The sequence below is a fragment of the Thermonema sp. genome, assembly GCF_026003375.1.
Lineage (GTDB): Bacteria > Bacteroidota > Bacteroidia > Cytophagales > Thermonemataceae > Thermonema > Thermonema rossianum.
Map to the genome: position 1 here is coordinate 366,255 of NZ_BPHD01000003.1, position 21,556 is coordinate 387,810.

Consider the following 21,556-nt stretch of genomic DNA (forward strand, 5'->3'; position numbering starts at 1 on the left):
CTTTGCGAGGTGCGCCTGTGCTTTGCGCTTTTTCAGTAAAAAACTTGCATGGTCGTTTACTAAGTCCTGCTTAAAACGATTAATGAATAAATCATAAAATTAAAGTATTATGAGGCAAAGAAATAAACTGAGTTGGTTGTTGCTTGCTCTTGGCTTGCTTTGGGGAAGCCAAGCTTGGGCACAAGCCGACTTTACGTGGACGGGAAGCGCCGGTACCGCATGGAATAATGCAGGAAACTGGACTCTCACTGCCGGCAGTGATGCAGACGGTATCCCTGACGCAGATGACAATGTAGTTTTTACCGGAAGTCCTGCCAATAACTGTGTGCTTACTGCCGATGCTGCCTGTAAAAATTTAACCTTTGTAGCTGATTATACAGCTACGTTAAGTTTAGCGACCTTTAATTTGGAGGTGTATGGCGACTGGATAGACGAAACGCCTTTGAGTGTTTTTCAGCCCAATACCGGTACGGTGATTTTGAGGGATGGAGGGGCCGGTCCTTATGTGATGAACATCAGCTCGTCTTATGCGGATTATTTTTATACACTGGTTTTCGACAAAGGCAGTAGTAGCATGGACATAGGCAGTGCCTTTGCGGGTATCCGCATGGTAAGCAATGAGTTGATTATGGAGAGCGGTACACTCATTGCCCAGGGAGCCGGTGCTTTACCGGTGGCCAATCTGCGGGTGCGTACAGCTTCTTCGGCTTTTTCCGCTCCTTCGGGACGATATATCGAGGTGCAAGGTACCACTACCGTTGAAAGTGGCGATTTTACACTGGTGGGAATTGCCCAATTAAGAATGCAGGGGAATTATATGCAAACCGGAGGTTTCATAGTGGGGAATCAGGTGGCAGTAGCCGGTTTTGCCCCCGTGCAGTTCACCGGATCGGCCAACTCCATCATTTCCGGAAGCGCTGTCGCTATCCGTTCGGCTGTGAATGTCAATAAATCAGGGGGAGCACAAGTGATCTTGGGAGCCGGCATTACTTCGCCGGCTATCGAGATAGGTACAAGCGCAAGTCCTAAGAGTTTGTTTGTTCAAGATGGTTCTTTGCGCATCGAAACAGGACAGCCGTTGGTGGTGCGGGGCGATATCGTCCTGCCCGGTGCCGGTTTTATTAACGCCTTCAACGGAAGCTCTATCATCCGCCTGTCCGGCTCGTGGAATAGCCTCGGTTGTACGGCCGCCAATCCTCTGCTGACCAATGCCAACTCTTCTGTTCAGTTTATTGAAGGTGGCAATGTAGAAATTCGCCCGTCGACTTCTACGCGCTTTGACGAAGTCATTATTCAAAAAAGTTCGGGCAATACGGTGACTTTATATGACAACCCACTGGTTATCGACCGTTTGTTGAATATATTGCCCGGCTGTGGTTTGGTGGTGACCAATGTAACCAATAATGTTTATGCGAGTGTAAATAAGCCGGGAGCGAACCCCGGCGGCATAAACACGGATAGAACGTATGATATCCCCGCAGCAGATATAGATGTGAAAGACCTGGTCATTGAAAACAATGGTTTTATCGATCTCTATACAAACGAGCCGGTCGGAAGCAGTACCATTGCTCTGTTTTTAAGAGGGAACTTAGTAGATAACAATACAGCCTATCCTTCCAATACTGCCGGCTTTTATGTGGGACCGTCAAATGTATGTGGTAATAATAATGGCAAGTGCGATGACGCTACCTCACAGCCGGATAACAATGCCTTGCCTACAGTAGTTCTTTTGGGTAACTTAAACCAAACACTGAATGGCAACACACAAGGCTTGAAAAATATCAATAATTCGCCCATTGCCGGTTTGGCAGGGATCTATTTGCCCAATGTATATGTTTATAAAGCCTCGAACGCCAATTTTGTTGAAATTCCTTCAGGCAAAGGTGTGCGCGTGCAGGGCGACATGTATATTTTGACCGGCACTTTCCGCCTGCCCGAAGCTACCATGCTTTTTGGTAACCGGGATAATGATGTGCTGCGTGTATATGGAGTACTGGAGTTTCAGGCAGGCTCTCGTTTGGGCATGTGTACCGGGAAAACCAATAGAGGAAGCTTTTTGCAAATAGGCAATGGCGGCTTGGTTTCGTTTTTAGGCACACCTTCAAAACGGGTACAGGTAGATAGAGACGGTACGCCCGGGCAGTATTACCGTATGGAAGCATGGCCCGGTGGCAGGGTGGAAGCCGCTTTTACCAACTTCAACTATCAATGCTCAACGGATGCCGGCTTTTTGCACGATGGAGGAGCAAATAGTGATGGTGGTTTTAAAATGCACTATGGTTCTGAATTGGCGCCGCCAACCGCGGGCGTGACCGATGATTATGACTATGACAATGACGGAAATACAACTGAAACCGGGCCACGCTACCAGCTGGTGAATGGCGAGCCCATTTACTATAACTTTAGCTATTGTTCCTTTGCCCAAGGTGCTACCGGCAATACGGCGCTGACCATCAATACAGGGCAGACGATGACCATCAAAGGGGCACGCTTTACAGGGTCTAATTCAGACTTGACAAATGATAACAACATTGTAGCCAGCACAGCAGCTTCTGCTGCTGCCTTTGGGTACGTTGGAATCACCTGCCTTTCGCCGGCCCAAACAGGCGACGTGTGTGGGGTGATTAAAATGGTGGCTTCCTCGGGTACTATTGGGGGCTCGAACGGTGAAGGATGGGACGGCGGCGATAACGACGACAGCGACCCGAACGATGACCGTATCATATGGTCAGAATTTGCTCCAGTGTACTGGGTAGGAGGGATGGTAGATTCTTCGTCACCTTATAACCCTTGCGATCCCAGCTCATACAGGGCTGACCCGGATAGGAAAGAGGGAAATAATAACTACAACGAAGGAGTGAACCAAGGTTGTGATAACTCTGCTCCATTTGACCCTACCAACTGGGCAGATTACCGCAACTGGTCGTTTGTCAATGATGAGTTCTACAACCCCCTGCGCATTTATCCCGGTATGCCCAAGAGTGCTTTTTCGGCACCGGAGCTGCGGGCCACTGACTTTCAGGCTTATATTATAGCCGGCTTGCGCCCGGATGAACTCGCTGCCATCGATACCGACGGTGATGGCGACTACATGGAGCACTTCGATACGGATAACGACGGTGATGTGGCTGATAATACGAATATTGTCACCGATGCCCGCATTCCGGATGATATATTTGAGCGTTTCAATGTGTATTTGGCGCATACTGCACCTAACGATGTGGTGGTGCCGGCTACGATCGTTGGCGTGAACGGCGTAGGTAACTTAGAAATTGAAGGCAACCTGGTTATCAACGGACAAAACATGGGTACCGGCGGGCAGGAACCTCAGGACCTGAGTCCGCAAAATACTAATGCACCCAACACACAGTTGACCTTACAGGGCAACATAGCTTTTTCTGTAAAAAAATCCATCATTATAGAAAAGATGATAGGTAGTGGAGGCTCTCCAGCTCTGCTGGAGGCTCAGGGTAATGCGCAAATATTCGTGGGGCAGAACTATATGGTGAGTGGAACCGGCACCAACGATTTTGGCAATGCGGCCTCGGTAGTTACTTTTACCTTGAACGGTCCCGGCGAGCAGGAGGTGAAATATAACGATGGTGATAACTGGGAAGATTTTGTGGTTGACAAGCCTTCCGGGGGAGTTATCCTTCAAGGAGGAGGCGCTAACCTCGATTGCTTTGAGTTTCGCATGGAGCAGCCTAACGGCACGGCTACCTGTCGTCTTTCTACCAACTCAGACCTGACTACACGCGATGACTTTATTCTGAATGGCGGTACTTTTATTTTCGACAATGGAGAGGTGCGTGTAGGCGGCAGCTGGCTAAACAATGGTGGCTTTGTAGATGAAACCATCCTGAATGCAGCGGCAGCCGTGCGTTTCCGTCCCACAACCCCCGGCAACTACACTATCCGTACGAGAGGACAGGTCTTTTATCGAGTGTTCTTCGATAATGCGGGTGGTGGTACAAGCACCTACACGATTGAAGACGGCATGCGCGCCCTGGCACAGACCACCATCGGCAATAATTATGTGGTACAAACAGCCACCGTGCCCATAGGCACCATCGTGCCTTTGCATTTGACAGGGCTTACCGTGCGAGCGGGCGGTACAATAGACCTGAACCCCGGCGCGGAGCTTTTGATGCAAACCGATGCCACCAAAATTACGCCGGAGGGCAGCAAAAACCTGATTATTAACGGTATCCTTGAAGCCATCGGCACCCAGGACCAATATGTGCGTATTTCCCGCATGGGCAACGACTATTACCGTTTCGATATCAATGGACGGGCGGCTGTGCGCTTCTACAACATCCAGTTTACGGATGAAAATGGAGTGGATATGCGCGACGGTACACCCGATAGCCCGGGAATAACCCTCTTTGGTGGTGGGTGTCCTGTAGTGGCGGTAGGGACTTTCAGCGACGGTACTTTCACCAATGGCAAGGATGTAAACAACGCCACTTATTTGTGGCTGCCGTCCAGCTACGAGTCGCAGGATGTTTTCAATGTAAACTTCCCACTGGCACTCACTTCGCCGGGGGCGTCTAACGTGCGTCGTGATAATGCCAATGGTTCCAACACTTATGTGAATACCGTTGCTACGGATGATCCGCCGGTGGGCGTCATTCCCGGTGATACGGCAGACGTCCGTTATCAAAAGACCCGTTTCATCAATGCTACGGGTGTGTTTGCCGGAGAGTCTTATGACAGGGAAACCGGCGGCTCATGGACCGGACCCGCAGACTCCATCATTGTCTGGTCCGGTAAAATCAAGCACTGGGATGGCGGTGGTGATGGCACCAGCTGGCATGATCCTCTGAACTGGACGGATGATGCGCTGCCTACCATTGAAGACGCCATAGTGATAGATCATCGCTATGTGGCCGCTACTATAAACATTACGGCAGATGGTGCCTTCTTACCGGATAACTATACGCCTACAGTGGACAGTTTCGCGGTTGCTGCTAATGGTACCCCCGAAATTGCTTGCCGTGACTTGATTATTGACACCGGCGGAGGAAATCCCATCAACTTAGACATTATACATAGTGGCGGTGGGCAGATAGAAGCAATCATACAGCGTTCATCGCCCTGTCCCGACGGTACGGAGTATGGTGGTGACCTTACGGCAAGTCAAGGGGTTACTATCCGTACAGGTAACGGGTTCCAAGCTTTTACCATTGGTAAAGGGTGGAGCGTGGCCGGCACCTTTGATTACGATTTGGAAGATGACGGCATAGATCGTGCCCGTGTGGTTTTCAATCAGAATGTAGGCTCGCGCACGATTACAACCGGTCCTACGTTTAGCCACTTCTGGGATGTCGAATTTCAAGGAGGGTATAGCGAAAATAATGATATGCTCTTTGTCGATAACGACTTCTGGATTAACAAGACCGGTGTTTTTACGCCTGTGTTTGATGCCTCCGATGTAGCCGGCATTAAGATATACGTAGGCGGGGACTGGATAAACAACAATGGCTTGTTTGTTCCACGTAGCGGCGAGGTGGTGTTCAATGGCAGCGGCCCACAGACCATCACGCGCAACAGCAGCGCAGGCTTGCTGCAGGCTTATGAAAACTTCTACGACCTGCGCATTGAAAAACCGACGGATGCCGGTACGGTTACGCTAAACAACCGCGTAGTGGTCGAAAATTTACTGACCCTGAACAGAGGGATCTTTGTAACCACTGAAGACGACGGTTCCGGTAACGGCAAAGAAATCATCATCGGACAACTGGGCTCATGGGTGCGTTCTACTTCGGCATCGCCCAACACCGCTTTTGTAGATGGGCCGGTAGGACGTATATTTCAAGGTTCATCGGTGCTTTCTACCCGCTTGAACTTCCCCATTGGGCGCTCGGGCTATGCTTATACCGGCGGCAACAGTCCCGCAGGCTCCGATGGCTATGCACTGCAGGTGCGCCTTACCAACAACAACCCCACTGCCTTTACCATGCAAATCATGGAAGGTATGCACCCGGAAGATGAAGATGAGGATGGAACACATGAGCCGGGAGGAGATGATGGTAACGATCATGATATAACCAAATATGCGTCCGGTATTAATATGGTTACCACCCAGCGCTACTGGAAAATTAAAAATATTGGCTTCCCCACTGCTTTGCCTCTGGATGCGGCGCCCGCAGTGGCCGCCGGCGACCTGGCAGAAGCCATCGTTACTTTGCGTTTCGATGCCTCGCAGAACACACTTGCTGCACCGCCGCCATTGGATGTGCAATACCCCAACGTAATGGCTGACCTGAGTCTGGTGGGGCAGCTGAGTATCTTGCAAGACTTCTCGGACGACGATTTGCCTTATTTACGTCAGGCTACGCCTGTGGTGGTCAATACGGAGTTGCCTATCCGCAGAGGTTATGCCTCCAAAGGTGAATTCTGGCGGGATATTGGCGGTATTGGCGACTTGCAGTCCAACAACGTAACCATCAGCTCTACCGAGCCCTTGAGCACCCTGGGCAACAGCCGCTTTACTTATGGCTGGTATTTCATTCCGTTGCCCGTAGAGGTATTGAGTTTGCAGGCGAAGGTGGTCAATCAAAGCCAAGTACAGCTTGATTGGGTAGTTGCCAATGAAAGCCGTTTGGCATATTACGGCGTTGAGCGCAGCACCGACGGACAACAGTTTGTGGAAATTGCCCGTATAGAAGCCCGTAACGGAGGTGAAACAGTGGCTGCTTATTATCACATAGACCCGGCACCGCACCAAGGGGTGAACTACTACCGCTTGCGCCAAGAAGAAAAAGACGGAAAAGTGAGCTACTCGAAAGTGGTGGCGGTAGAGGTGAAAGGCGAAGTGCAGCAGGACGGACGCCTCAGTGTGTACCCGAACCCCAACAGCGGTGATGAGGTGTTTGTGGTCTTGCCTTTCGGCGGTGTGAAATCGGCTACCGTGCGCTTGTACGACATGACCGGACGTTTGGTGCAGCTCAAACAATTGACGGACGGCACTCAAACGCTTCGCTTGCAGTTTGCTCAAAAGCCACAGGCAGGGGTGTACCTGCTTAGTGTGCAAAATGCACAAGGACAGATGTATTATAGTCGTCTTGTGATAGAATAGTGCATGACAAATGCGAAAATACAGGGCAGCATTACCAAGCGGTAGTGCTGCCATTTGTTATGTAATTTTTTTAACTTTTAGCACGATACCGGCCTTTGTGCAAAAAAGTGAATATGATTCATTGGTTTGCATTCTGTTTATTATGTTTGCATCTATGTTTGTATCTCCTTTTTTTGGAACACCGGAAAGTTTGTTATCGTATAGCATTTAAGAAGTCATGCGATGTTGTATGTGAGTTTATATTTTGAAAATATATGTTTGGTTACTTATTTGGATTACCGGGAATATAGAAAAAAGAGTTTATCGAGCTAAAAATATACGACACTATGAATAGGGTACAAAAGGGTGGATACACACAATGGCAAAGCCGGCTCATGGCGCTGTTTTTGACAGTGGCTTGTGTTACAAGCGGGTGGGCACAGGCTACTTTTAGGTGGACAGGTGCGGCCGGTACTGCGTGGAACAATCCTGCCAACTGGGTTCAGATAGGACCGGATGCAGATGGTATCCCTGATGCCAATGACGATGTGGTGTTTGATGGAGGAAATAACTGTACGCTTACAGCTGATGCGGAGTGTAACGACCTGACAATCCCTATTACATATACCGGTACTTTTAGCCTTGCCTCCTTTTCTTTGAGTGTGTATGGTGATTGGAACCATGCTACTCCTTTGAATGCATTTCAATCGGCTACCGGCACGGTGGTGTTGAAGGGGAGCAGCTTGCCATTGTATACTATGTACATAGACTCCCTTATGGCAATTATTTCTATAATCTGATAGTAGATAAAGGAAGCAGTACGGTTAATGTAAGCTGGAGCTCCGGTACGGCTCTATTGGTTGGCAATGAGTTGATTATGGAGAGCGGTACGCTTGTTGCAGACGGTGCCGGATACCTGCCGGTGGCCAATTTGCGCGTGCGCAATGGAAACTCTGCTTTCGGAGGTGCATTAGGCAGGGTGCTGCAAGTGCAGGGCAACGCAATCGTAGAAAGTGGCAGCCTTCTGGACTCGCCAGGGCACCTGCACGCCTGGAACTGCAGGGCAACTACACCCAAACAGGTGGGTACATTATAGGCGACAACTCCACAGATGCAGAATTTTCGCCGGTACGTTTTCAGGGTGGCACCTCCACCAGCGTGGTCAGTGGCCCGGCGGTGAACATACGGGCAGCAGTGGCTATTCGCAAGAACGTGCGTTGGGACGTGCCCGTGACCATCGGTGAGGCAACGGCACAGAAAAACCTGGTTATTGATGCCGGCATTTTGGATATTCAAACAACCAGCCCGCATGCTATTAACGGAAGTGTGGTATATACTGCCGGGAGTGGAGCCATCCGGGCATCTGCCTCGCCCACAGTGTTGAATATTTTACAGAACTGGGATAGTAGCTTGTCAACAGCCGCCGATCCGTTTATTCGCCCGGTGGGAGACTCACAAGTATATTTCGTAGGCAGTACTACCAACTGTACCATCAATGTATCTGCCAATACCGTTTTCGACTATCTGCTGATAAACAAAACCGATGCTTACCGTATTGTAAGCAATGTTGGCAGCAATCCGCTGCGGATAAACAAAAACTTTCATATCCTGTCCGGCACTTTCCGTGCCAATAATGTCACCGATGCTACCAACACCATTCCCATCGTGGCTTCGGTAGTGCATCCTTTAAACAGGAATAATAGTTCGGGCGGAGCCATAGACATCAGCACAGACCCCATTTCTGCTTTGGCTATGGGCGCAAGCACCGGTGAGACGGTCTCCTACCCGGCCGGCGACCTCATTGTGCAGGAAGACGTCATTATTGAAGACGACGCCTGCTTGGATTTGGGTACCAACGAGCCCGGTAGCACCGAAACCAACCGGACCAATTTCATCACTATTGCCTTGTATGTAGGCAAAAACTTGGACGATAAAAACAACACCTTGCCTTCCAATGCACAGTCTATACCCGGCACTTTTTACCCTGCCAATCCCGGACCACCACGTGGCTTATATTTGGGGCTTTCGACCCGATACCCGATGGGCGTACGTACCAACTGCTCTGCACCGGGCATTGTGAACTATGTGTCAGGACAGGAACCAAGACAGAACTATGAGATTCCAACCATCGTGTTTTTTGGAGGAAACCCGGCAACCATTACCGGAAACGTACCCGACCTGCCTGACTTGTGTAACAACCTCAACGGAGGACGTGGGCTTTCTTTGCCCAATGTGTATATCGTGAAAACAACCTCGGCTGCTGACCCCAATGCCACGACGGTAACCATGTCAAACAACCTGCGCATTCATGGCAACTTTAAAATACTGCGTGGTACTTTCATTACCAACGGTTATACGCTTTATTATGCCGACTATGCAGCCAAAGGGGTAGAAGGCAATACAGGCATTTCTTACAATAACTTGATGAGTAACTACTACTCACTTGATGATGTGATAGATGTGTATGGCCGCTTTATACTTACTGCCGGAAGCCGTTTGTTCATGAACACCGGTGGTGAAGAGCGTGGCTCTTTTCTGCGGGTGCGTAAGGGTGGTTTCTTCCGGGCGCTGGGAACAGCCGCAAGCCCTGCCACCGTTACGCGCGAAGGTACACCCGGGCAGTATTACCGCATTTGCGTATATAATGGCGGAGCGATTGAAGCCATTCACACCGAATTCACCTTTATGTCTGCTTCCAGCGATAGCCGCTATGGCAGCTATCCTTGGGATGCAAGCTATCCTGCGCGAAACTGGTTGGGCGACAACTCCATTACTCAATCGCCTAACTATGACCTGCCTTCTTGGGAGTATGAAGGAGGACCCGGCTCCGGGCATGGATGGCAGGAAAGCCGCGGAGGTTTAAAAGTCATGATGGGAGCCATGGTGAATCCTTTGGGTAACACCTCCCCGGACCCGCAATGGGGTAGTGTGCCGCACAACTTCAGTCATTGCTCTTTTGGCAGTGGCGGTGCCAGCGCAGCATGCTTGACCATCAATACAGGGCAAGCCCTCACCATTTACAATGCCAGCTTTGCTGCCAATAGTGGTTCTTATTCGAAGAACGTAGTAGCCAATGCGCGCTACTACTTCAACTCATCGCTAACCGGTGACCCTGCTGCCGATGTTATAGGCTATGGTAACCTGCAGATGAATGTGATTACCATGAAGAGCTCCTCGGGCGCAATAGGTGGCGGCTTGGGTGAGCAATACGACGGTGGCTTGAACGACGATAATGTAAACCCCTTCTATGACCAGATAATTTGGGAAAACTACGTGAAGATTTACTGGGTTGGGAGGTACAATCGGCCAGGTTTCCGTAGGTCCAATGGTGAAGGTCCCGGAAGTGTCAACCCCAATGTGGGACCTGCAACTATCGATGAGCGGCATAGCGGCAGTACCACCGCCTGGACCAACCCCAAAAACTGGTCCTTGCGAAACGACGAATACTATAACCCCTTCCAGATATATCCCGGGCAAACCACCTTGCCTAATGGTTTGCCTAAAAAAGACAAGCCTACGGTATGGGTAGGCAACGACCCCGGGGTGAAATACCTGCCGATACGCTGAAGATGTTTGACGTGATGATTACCCGTACGGCAAATTCCAACCCGACAGTAGATGCAGATGTAGAAGTCTATGGGGCTGTAGTGGTGAATGCGGGAGTGCTGCGTGACAGACAGCGCATTTATGATGCAAAGGATGCTTCTGCTTCCGGTACTGCCGGTATCTTTGGACAGATGCTGGCAGGGGAGGACCTGATTCCATCCATGGGTACAACTAGTTCATCTGTCAGAGGGCGCGATGCGGGAACCGGTACCAATAAGGTGCTTACCGTGCCGGCAGGCCGCATATTCACCGTAGGGGGCGACCTGCAGGTGCGTGCCAATGGGCAATTGGTGATGGGCGCCAATGCAGAGGTGCGTATAGGTACCAATCTGCTTGCACTCGATAACCTGGCAAGCTGGAACGAAGACATAAATCCACCTGCATCTCGTTGCAACACATGGGATGATGAGAATAGCTATGTTACTATAGGTTCGTTGGCTACTATGCCCAATATAGTGATGGACCCCACCTCTACATTGGTATTCAACGGTGTAGGAGAACAGCAGGTGAGGGTGCGTAGGAATGAGGTGCAAAATGTGCGTCTGGACAAGCCGGGAGGGGTGGTTCGCGTGCAGGGACTCACTTTCTCGGAGCGGGCACGCTTCCACATACTGGGCAATTTGACCATCAACGGTGGCGAGTTCCGCATGCTTTCTACCACGCCGCTATTGGTGAATGGCAATGTAACGCTCAACGGCGGAAGCTTTACCTTCAACGATAGCCCCGTGACGGTGCGTGGCAACTGGATCAATAATGGAGGCAAGATAAACCCGGGTACCGGGCGCATCAACTTCCATCCGAACAGTACGGCCAAGCGCATTATCAAAACCAATGGCGAGCCCTTCCCCGCCGTATATATCGGTTTCTTTGTTGATTATACTGCTGTGAATTGTTACATAAAAGATGCCGACCCGGATGATTACCCCTCAGGACACCCTATTCGCTATCCGAAGGTAACTTCCATGGTAGAATATGAAGTGCAGGATGAATTGATAGCCCTTGGGCATACAACCATCATGGCCAACCGCAAACTGAGTACCTTGCCCGGTGCCAACGTGAAGCTGCAGCTGGCAGGAGCACGGGTAGAAAGCGGTGGGGTGCTTGACCTGAACCCCGGAGCAGAACTGTTGATGGACCCCAACCCTGCTTATCCGTTCTATGTGGACAAGCGTAATGATATTTCGCCTATTCAGGCTGACAAACCCACCCGCACCCTTTTGATTGAAGATGGCGGATATCTGGAAGCGCTGGGCACTGCTTCGCAGTATGTGAAAATCAGCCGGCAAGGTATCTCAGACTATTACCGTTTCTTGGTGGAAGGCGATATTCAGGCTCGTTATTTCTTGTTTGAGTTCATGGATGAGCGTGGCGTGGACCTTTCCGGTACTTTGAGCGGTGATGGCGCAGGGGAGCCCGGTAGTGGTATCTTAGGAAGCACCAGCAGTGCCGGCAGAGGAACATCCATAGACCCGGCATGCAGGTGTTGGCAGCTTCAGTGACGGCATCTTTACCAATGGCAAGCAAGTTGCCGGTGCGGTGTATTTAAACTTGCCGAGGGTTTACTCAACAAGCGATATTTACAGAACCAACTTCGCACTGCCCATCTCCGGAGGCTATAATGTACGGCGAAGCCCCGGTAGCTGTGCCTCCAACCAAGTTGTATTCAGACTGGCTACCGGTGCTTTCCGTGGCGAAGCTTATGACGATGATCGCGATGTAGGAGGCTGTTTTGGCGGAAATGGTAATGTACGTTGGATTGAAAACATCAAACGGTGGGATGGTCGCAGCAATGCAGGAGTGCCTACTACAGATAACTTGTGGAGCAACCCTCTAAACTGGGAAGGCGACGTACTGCCGCCTTGCCTACCGAAGAGGTAGTTATTGACTACACAGCGCCAACCTTGACCCGGCCTATGCATCCGGTAGCCGTCCTTTTGTAGTAGAAATCACTTCAGGAACGGCCCAGTGCGCAAGTTTGATCATCAATGCGACCAATGATCCCAATGGAGCTATTGATGATATATACCTGCGTCTGAATGGAGGAAATCTGCAAGTAACCGGAGACCTTCTCTGTACAGCAAAATAGCCATATAGAAGTTCTCAACGCTTCCAATACCATTACGGTAGGGGGGCAGCTGGAGTGTGCAAGGCACTTTTGTGCATGGTAATGGCACGGTGATATTTGACGGCGGTAGCGGTTCAAGGGTGATTAATGGTGGTGCCAATCACCCGGCAGGTACTTATGGCGTATTCAATAATCCTTTCTACAATGTGGAATTCCGCTCAGGCATCAGCGAGCTGAACTCCACCCTGTTTGTGGAAAATAATTTAACCATTGCAGCAGGTGCCACCTTAGATGCCAGCATTGCCAATAACCGTATCGATATTCAGGGGAACTGGATAGACAACGGCACTTTTGTGCCGCGCCAAGGCGAGGTAGTATTTTCCGGTAATAAGCCGCAGACACTTACCAAAACAGGCGGTGCCGCTTATGAAACCTTCTGGAAACTCATCATGGCAAAAGAAGACGTGACCTCCGCAGGTATTTTTACACCTTCTGCTACCAACCTGACGCTGAACAGCCGGGTGGTTATAGGTCCTATTACCGGCACGGTGCTTGGTGGCGAGCTTTATCTGATGAATGGTAAGATTATTTCCGCTGCCGGTAAAGAGTTGATTATATCGGAAAAAGCACAATGGCGCCGCGATCCGAACGCACCTTTGAGCAGTGCTTTTGTAGAAGGACCCGCCGGGCGTATTTTCTCCAGCAATACATCTTTTGTGCGGTTGAGCTTCCCGATAGGGAAAGGCAAGTATCCGGGCACCGCTACTGATGGGGTGGCGCTCAATATGCAGCTCGACAAACAGGTGCCTACAACCTTTACAGTAGAACAATTCAATGCCAATCCTGAAGACTGGACCCCCTCCAACGTGCGGGCACTCTATCCCTCAACCAGTCGTATCAACATGATATCGCAAGACCGTTACTGGGTGGTGAAAAACATAGAGTTCCCCAATGCCCCCAATGACGCAGCAGACATGCAATCTGCCTCTTTGGAACTGCCGTTCCGTGGCGATGACGAAACTTCCAACTTCCCCATTGTTGTAAATGGCAATACCTACTTGGTGAGTGCTGCCAATAACTTAAGCTTGTTGGAAGATATCCACCTGCTGCAAGACTTCGACAATTACGAGTTAAACCAAGGCTTGGCTTCCCGTGGGACACCCACCCCGACACTCAACCAGCAAGTACGTCGCGGCCAAGTACCTGATGAAGGCGGATTGTGGAGAGACCTGGGAGGTTTGCCGGCGCTGTCTAACCCCAACACGCAAATCGTGTCCGGCAACATTACGACCCTGGGCAACGGGCAAGTTACTTTCGGTTGGCATTTTATTCCACTACCGGTAGAAATTCTCAACTTAGAAGCCAAAGCGGTAGAAGGCAGGGTGCAGCTGAGCTGGATAACGGTTTACGAGCAGGACAATGCAGGCTTCACCATCGAGCGCAGCCTCGATACCAAGCAGATAGAAGAAATAGGCTGGGTGGAAGCCAAAGGGCCTGAAGGAAATGCCGTAACCGCTTACGAATACTGGGACAACTACCCGCCAAAAGGCGTGGTGTACTACCGCCTGCGTCAGAAAGATAAGGGCGGGCGCACCACCTATTCGAAATGGGTGGCCATAGAGGTGAAACAAAGCAACAGCTATGAGGTAGGCAAGGTAAGCCTGTATCCCAACCCGGCACAAGATGGGCAGTCGTTCTATCTTGAAGTGCCCTATGGTGTGGAACTGCACGAGTGGCAGGTAGTCGATATGAAAGGGAACATGGTGGCTGCCCGGGTGCTTGCCCCCTCTTCTATGACCACCTTGAAAATAGACTTGAATCGCCGTTTGCCGGAAGGAGTGTATGTGGTGCGTTTACGCACGCAGGCAGGCTGGCAGTTTATTCGCTGGGTAGTACTGTAAGATGTGCCCTCAAACAATAAAAAAGAGGGGTATCCCTAAACCGGATGCCTCTCTTTTTTCGTATGAAATAATAAGCATTCCTGTTTTTTTGATTACATTTTGAAATACTTGGCGTATTTACCAATGATGCAAAGTCTTAGCGTTATGAAAAAAATATTTTTTATTTGCTTGCTTACGCTGTTTGCTGCCGTCGTGCAAGCGCAAACTACTCGTTATGTGGATGCAAGCGGAGGCACAGATACCGGTGATTGTTCTTCTTCCGGAAGTCCCTGCAAGACCATTACTTATGCGGTGTCACAGGCGCAGAGTGGCGATATTGTGGAGGTAGCTGCGGGCACATACAACACCTCACTTGGCGAAAGTGCTACCATTACACTGAATAAACAACTGACCTTAAAAGGGGCACAGGCAGATGTGACACCCAACCTGCCTACTTCCGACAGAACTGCATTAGGTGGAAGCTGTGGCGACACATCGACCCTGCCGGAGTCTATTCTGGACGGAATCAACCTGGTGATTACAACCGACGGGGTGGTGGTGAATGGCTTCGAAATTCTGAATGGAAATATACAGGTCGAAGCTTCGGGGATTACCATTAAATATTGCATGATTACGCCGGCAAGCACTCAAAGGGCTATAGAGCGTACCGGTACCGGCACGCGTACCAACTGGCTTCTTGAAGAAAACCGTATTGGTCATAAAGACGGCTTTACGATGGATGCCGAAGGTATTGTGGTGCAAGGGGTGAATGGGGTGCACATGCGCAGAAACTACGTATGGAAAGCCAACGGTGCTTTTCGTTTGATAAATGTGACCGATGTTTTGTTTGAGGAAAACGTGGTAAACTTCGGTGCAAAATGGGGAAATAATGTGATTGCAGGATGCTCCGCGGCAGATAACCGGGGGATGCCATTGCCTTCTACTGACTCTTTTGTTTCCTTTTTTGGTTTAAGTATCGAAGGCAGCAGCAGTGAGCTTCGTATAGAACGTAATGAATTCAGAGCACTGGTTTCGGCCGGTCAGCCGGAAGAAGGCTTGGTACGGATTCACGCTTCTGAGTTGGCAGGCAGCTGCTTATTCTTTAATAATTCTTTTGAAAGCTCCGGCAGTTTACCGGTCCTTCAAATTCCGGATGCTTATAGCAGCTATACGCACAATTACATTCTCTTTCGTGAAAATTTGATGCAAGGCAGCAATCCATTGGTGGATGTAGGCACAGGAACACCTACCGGAAGTATCGATGCTAATGCCAATAACTGGGGATTGAAAAAGCTGGGAAGCCCGTCGGAAAGAAGTCTATATGTTGTAGGAAGCCCGGCTGCCAATGATGCATTAAAAACCATTACCTATTTCTTCCTTGTTAGTGCCAGCGAAGATCAAGATTTACCTGCCTATGGCTATCAAAGCAGTCGCCAAATATCTTATTTTTCTTCGGCAAACACCTTGCAGGAAGCCATTGATGCCACGCCGGTAGATCCCCTGAGTCGTTGGACACTGTATCTCTACTATCTGGAGTACCCCTCGGGCGTATTTGACAAGCCCGGTGCCACCACAGTAAACCGTCCAATGATTTTAGACGGCTTGGTAAATGGCGCCGGTACCACAACACTGACCAGCACCTCTCATGCAGGTCCTTTGTTGGAAATAGCTTCCGATTCGGTAACAGTTCGCAATATTATCATGCGACTGACTACGGTAGCCAATACTGCCATAAAAGTAAAAGGTAGCAATCAAGTTGAAATCAGTAATTTGCAGTTACAGGTAAATAATGGTGTCAGTGATTTCACTCATATCATCATAGACTCCGAGGATGCATCTGCTAATTTAGAGCAAAACAGTGTGCTGATTGCCAATTGCTCTTTCGGCGCTACCTCGGCCGTCGGTGTGGGACGTGGAGTTGCCATTTATAACTCAAACAAAGGAGTAAGTGGGCAAGCCACGCCTGTATATGAAAGCATACGTATTGAAAACGACTCTTTTGCCGCTAATTTGGAATACTATATTTATATGGACGGTGCTTCCGGTAAAGAGGTGGACGCAGATATAGACATAAGCAGCAACGTGTTCGCCGGCAAGCTGCCTTCGGCCATGTCGGAAGCAGAAAAATATGCACTTATCGATAAAATCATAGACGGCATTGATGTGTATAACACAGGCCACTGTTACTTTGAAAACAATGTATTGTACGCCACTACAAATAGTTTTTATCCACCCTATACGACGACACCTGATTTGAGCCGTCCAATTGCACATTTGCAAGATGGCGGTGTGGTGAAGTTTCTGCCGGGCAGCTATCCTAATGTCATTGTGGTGAATAAGGGAGCCACACTACGACCCAACGGAAACGGGGACTTTACCGCCGCAGGTATTGATATTAATGCCCCCGGAAAGGAGTTGATTCTGGAAGGAAAACTGACTATCGATCAGTCGCTTACACTTACAGCGGGTTATGTGCGCAGTACTTATGATTTCGTCTTGCTGCGCAATACAGTAGTCAATGGGGGTAATAATGGTTCCTATGTGCGTGCTCCTGTTCACTGGGATTTAAGCACGGGCAGTGGTCTTACTACCGTGCATTTCCCCATAGGCGAGGCGGGGCAAAATCAGTACCGGGGCATTATATTTACCGGCATAGATGGAGATGCGGTCTTGTTTGCCGAAACGCAAACCACTGATTTGAGTGGGGTAATCAAGGGAAGCAGCGTGAATGGCATTATAGGCAATCGCTACTGGAAAGTAGAAACTGTTTCCGGTAGCATTACTACCAATGGGGAGGTGGAAATATTTTTTGGTAATGGAGACGGTGTCAATGCTTCAAACCATTTGTATTTGGTAGCGGCGCAAGCGCCCGGACTTTTGGGAACCTATGAAGCACTTTTGCCGGCAACAACCAACACTTATCCGGAAGGCTCTGTCAAGGGAGCGCATCAAAACATAGGCAGTGGCAATGCCTATTTCGTCTTGGCATACAATTGCCCCTCAGTAGGACCACAAAACCCAACCATCACTATCACTTCCGCTTTTTATGATGAAAGCAATCAAACGGTGTATATATGTGAGGGGGCGAGTGTGAAGTTGGAGGCAAGCATCAATGATCCCGGATTCACCTATCGTTGGCAGCAAAGCAACGACGGTGTTAACTGGAGCGACATTCCCGGTGCTACCGCCGCTTCTTATACGGCAGCAGCGCCGGTAGAGCCAAATGAAAGGTATTACCGCTATGTAGCCCAGGATTTGTGTTTTACTGTTACGTCACCGTCCATACGTTTGCTGAACCCGGCAACACCGCCTTCTCTTGCCGTGTTGAGCGAAGGAGGGCAGCCTGTAACTGCACCTATTGAGTTGTTCTTGGGAAATACGGTGAATCTGCAACTGCAAATCAACGGAGGCTATGGACTTGAGCAGGTGAGCTGGGAGCCTTCCGAAGGCATAGACAACCCCACGGCGCAAAGTGTGGTGCTGACAGCTGTGAATCCCGGTACTACTACTTACACCGTTACTGTGAAATATGCAGAAGGCTGTCAGGTGCAGACCACTTTTGAAGTAATAGCGATAGAGGACTACTTCTTACCCAACGCTTTCTCGCCCAATGGCGATGGCGTGAACGATACGTTTAAATTCTTTGGTTTTGGTGTGGCAGAGCTTAGCTTCCGGGTGTTTAACCGCTTCGGGCAGCTGGTTTATGAAACCAACAGAGTCGATGATTTAATGAATACCGGTTGGGATGGCAGAAGCCTCGACGGACAAGAACTACCCGGGGGGGTATATATCTGGGAAATGAAGGCTAAAAAAGTCAATGGCGACCCTATTACGCTCAATGGTAAAACCTCCGGAACACTTATGATTTTGCGCTGACCCAACCCATACATTGCAGCACCGGGAGCATGGCTTTGGTCGTGCTCCTTTTGATTTTTAGGGAGAATGCCTATAATTTTACACGGAATACCATAGAAAGAAACAGCTATTATGAATACAGAAAAAGACGTAGTGCCTGTAGCAGGCTTATATGAAAATTGGTTTTTGGACTATGCCTCTTATGTGATATTGGAGCGGGCTGTACCGGCACTCGAAGATGGGCTCAAGCCGGTGCAAAGGCGCATTCTGCATGCTATGAAGCAGATGGATGACGGGCGTTACCACAAAGTAGCCAATATCGTGGGGCAAGCCATGCAGTATCACCCCCATGGTGATGCTTCTATTTACGAGGCACTGGTAAACTTGGGACAAAAGGGCTTGCTTATCGATACACAAGGTAACTGGGGAGACATACGAACCGGCGACAGCGCTGCCGCAGCGCGCTATATCGAAGCACGCCTGACGCCTTTTGCCAAAGAAGTATTGTTTAATGCTGAGTTGACCGAGTGGCAACTCTCTTACGACGGGCGGAAAAAAGAACCCGTAACCTTGCCGGTGAAATTTCCGCTTATTCTTTTTTTGGGGGTCGAAGGCATTGCCGTAGGGCTTTCTACCACCATACTGCCCCACAATTTTTGTGAGTTGATAGAAGCTTCTATCGATGTGCTGAAAGGAAAGAAGCCGGTACTTTACCCCGATTTTCCCACCGGTGGTTTGATGGACGTTTCCCAATACACGGGCGAAGGCAAGGGCGACCGTATTCGCTTGCGTGCCGATATCGAAATTGTAGATAAGAAAACGCTGGCTATCCGCAGTGTCCCCTATGGCGTTACTACCGGCCGCTTGATAGATTCCATCCTGAAAGCCAATGACAAAGGGAAAATCAAAATCAAGCAAATCATAGACAATACAGCCGAAGAAGTTGAAATCCTGGTGAAGCTTACCGGTGAAGTATCGCCGGAAGTAACCATGGATGCTTTGTATGCCTTCACTGATTGTGAAAAGACGCTCTATCCCAACTATTGGGTGTTGCACGAAGGCAAGCCGGTGAATTTAAGTGTTTCGGACATCCTGCGCCTTTCCACCGAGCGCACCAAAGAGCTGTTGCGCCGCGAGCTGGAGTTGGCAAAGCAACGCCTTCAAGAAAAAATTCTTTTTGCCTCTCTTGAGCGCATTTTTATTGAAAACCGTATTTACCGGAAAATAGAAAACGCCGAAACGTGGGAAGCGGTCATTGAAACCATTCGGAAAGGACTGAAGCCCTATGCCAAAGAGTTTTACCGCGAGATTACCGATGAGGATATTGTGCGCCTGACGGAAATCAAAATCAAGCGCATTTCTAAATATGACCTCGACAAAGCCGATGAACAATTGCGCGCTTATCGAAAAGAGCTTGAGGAAGTAGAGGACAATCTTGCCCATTTGACTCGCTATGCCGTCAATTACTTCAAAAACCTTTTGAAAACCTACGGCAAAGGGCAGGAGCGAAAAACACAAATCACTGTTTTTGGTGAAATAAAAGCCACCGAAGTAGTAGCCAACAACCAAAAGCTATATGTAAACCGCCAAGAAGGATTTATTGGCTACGGGCTGAAAAAGGACGAATATGTTTGCGACTGCTCCGACATTGACGATATTATTGTTTTCCGGGAAGATGGCAAGTGTCTGGTAACCAAAATAGGCGAGAAGGTATTTGTAGGGAAAGATATTCTTCATGTGGCGGTATTTCGAAAAGGCGATAAGCGCATGGTTTATAACCTGATTTACCGCGACGGCAAAAGTGGCACTTCTTATGCCAAGCGCTTTCAGGTGTTGGCTGTTACACGCGATCGCGAATACGACCTTACACAAGGAACACCCGGCTCCAAAGTGCTGTACTTTACGGCCAATCCCAACGGAGAGGCAGAGCGCGTAAAGGTGCAACTCACACAGAGCTGCCGTGCAAAAAATAAAATCTTTGAGTTTGACTTTGCCGGGCTTGCCATCAAAGGCAGAAACAGCAAAGGCAACATATTGACCAAATACCCCGTGAAAAAAATAACCAAAATATCGGAGGGAGTATCCACATTGGGTGATCCTGAATATTGGTATGACCCGCTGACCGGCGAGGTAAACATGGATGGACGCGGGCAATACCTGGGTAAGCTGCCGCAAGATGCCCAATTGATAGCGGTGTATCAAGACGGCACCTATGAAGTGAGAACCATAGAAGAAGACAAGCGCCGCTACGATGAGCGCAGTTTGCTGGTCATTGCACCCTTCAATGAGCAAACAACTGTCACAGCCATTTATTACCATGCCAAGCGCAAGGAGTATCTTATCAAGCGCTTTGGCATAGAAACCTCTACGCTTGAGCGCCGCTTTTCGTTCTTGCCCGATGGCGAGGGGCATGAATTGATTTTTGCAAGCCTTTCGCCTTCTGTATCGGCAGAAGTTACTTATAAGGGAAAGGATAAAAAGACCAAAACTTTTGTCTTTGAACTGGATGAAATATGTGAGCCGAAGAGCTACAGAGTAGTAGGTGAGCCTTTCCCGGTACAAGATATTCTTGAGGTAAAAGAAGTACGGCAAGAAGTAAGTGAAGAGGAAGAATAACTAACGCTTTGTGAATCAAAAAAATGGGCAGGTGTTAGTCATGCCTGCCCAAATTTTTTTAAAGAAATATTTGCATGATATGATACACTGCTCTATATTTGCATCAGCATTTGAGCAAAAGGGTTCTTAGCTCAGTTGGTTCAGAGCACCTGCCTTACAAGCAGGGGGTCGCAGGTTCGAATCCTGCAGAACCCACGACAAGCGGCATCAACGATGCCGCTTTTTTTGTTTTATTTATGCTACCGTTTCTTATTTTTTTAAAGTTGCCCTGCCGTTCATTCCCGCCTTGTTATTTCGAGCTTTTACCCTTTGTTACTTCGAGCATTAGCGGGAAACCTATTTTTAGGAAAAAAGGCTTGGTTTGACGGGACGTCTCACTTCGTTCGATATGGCAAAATAAGCATGCCCGGTGTGAATGGGATTGTTCACTGCGCCTGCGCTCCGTTCGAGATGCCCTGTTGCGTTTTTGCTCAA

Annotated in this window: 9 protein-coding genes and 1 tRNA gene; all 10 read left to right on the forward strand. The window is 49.3% G+C overall.

Features of this window, described 5'->3' with window-relative positions:
- Positions 1–109: 109 nt before the first annotated feature.
- The 10 genes from QVE43_RS11280 to QVE43_RS11325 all read left to right on the forward strand — a co-directional run bounded on the left by QVE43_RS11280 (position 110) and on the right by QVE43_RS11325 (position 21,277).
- Positions 110–7,081, forward strand: a complete 6,972-nt coding sequence (locus tag QVE43_RS11280; RefSeq protein WP_288007217.1) for a T9SS type A sorting domain-containing protein — start codon at positions 110–112, stop codon at positions 7,079–7,081.
- 326 nt (positions 7,082–7,407) lie between these two features.
- The gene (locus tag QVE43_RS11285) at positions 7,408–7,860 is read left to right on the forward strand and encodes a hypothetical protein (RefSeq protein ID WP_288007219.1); all 453 of its coding nucleotides are present in this window, start codon (positions 7,408–7,410) and stop codon (positions 7,858–7,860) included.
- A gap of 77 nt (positions 7,861–7,937) precedes the next feature.
- A complete protein-coding gene (locus tag QVE43_RS11290) occupies positions 7,938–8,156 on the forward strand; it encodes a hypothetical protein (protein WP_288007221.1) in 219 nt (72 codons plus the stop codon).
- A gap of 62 nt (positions 8,157–8,218) precedes the next feature.
- On the forward strand, positions 8,219–10,627 hold the full coding sequence (locus QVE43_RS11295) for a hypothetical protein (RefSeq protein ID WP_288007223.1): 2,409 nt from the start codon (positions 8,219–8,221) through the stop codon (positions 10,625–10,627).
- Positions 10,582–12,165 (forward strand): hypothetical protein, encoded by a 1,584-nt coding sequence (locus tag QVE43_RS11300; RefSeq protein WP_288007225.1) that lies wholly within the window; start codon positions 10,582–10,584, stop codon positions 12,163–12,165. Before QVE43_RS11295 ends, QVE43_RS11300 begins: the two co-directional genes overlap by 46 nt.
- A 37-nt stretch (positions 12,166–12,202) precedes the next feature.
- Positions 12,203–12,544, forward strand: coding sequence for a hypothetical protein (locus QVE43_RS11305; protein ID WP_288007227.1), 342 nt, complete (start codon positions 12,203–12,205; stop codon positions 12,542–12,544).
- A 264-nt stretch (positions 12,545–12,808) separates the two neighbouring features.
- Positions 12,809–14,632, forward strand: coding sequence for a T9SS type A sorting domain-containing protein (locus QVE43_RS11310; protein ID WP_288007229.1), 1,824 nt, complete (start codon positions 12,809–12,811; stop codon positions 14,630–14,632).
- A gap of 144 nt (positions 14,633–14,776) precedes the next feature.
- Positions 14,777–18,487, forward strand: coding sequence for a gliding motility-associated C-terminal domain-containing protein (locus QVE43_RS11315; protein ID WP_288007231.1), 3,711 nt, complete (start codon positions 14,777–14,779; stop codon positions 18,485–18,487).
- Positions 18,488–18,598: 111 nt separating this feature from the next.
- Positions 18,599–21,082: a DNA gyrase/topoisomerase IV subunit A gene (locus QVE43_RS11320; RefSeq protein ID WP_288007233.1), complete on the forward strand. Its 2,484-nt coding sequence runs from the start codon at positions 18,599–18,601 to the stop codon at positions 21,080–21,082.
- A 120-nt stretch (positions 21,083–21,202) separates the two neighbouring features.
- Positions 21,203–21,277: transfer RNA gene (locus QVE43_RS11325), tRNA-Val, on the forward strand.
- Positions 21,278–21,556 lie beyond the last annotated feature (279 nt).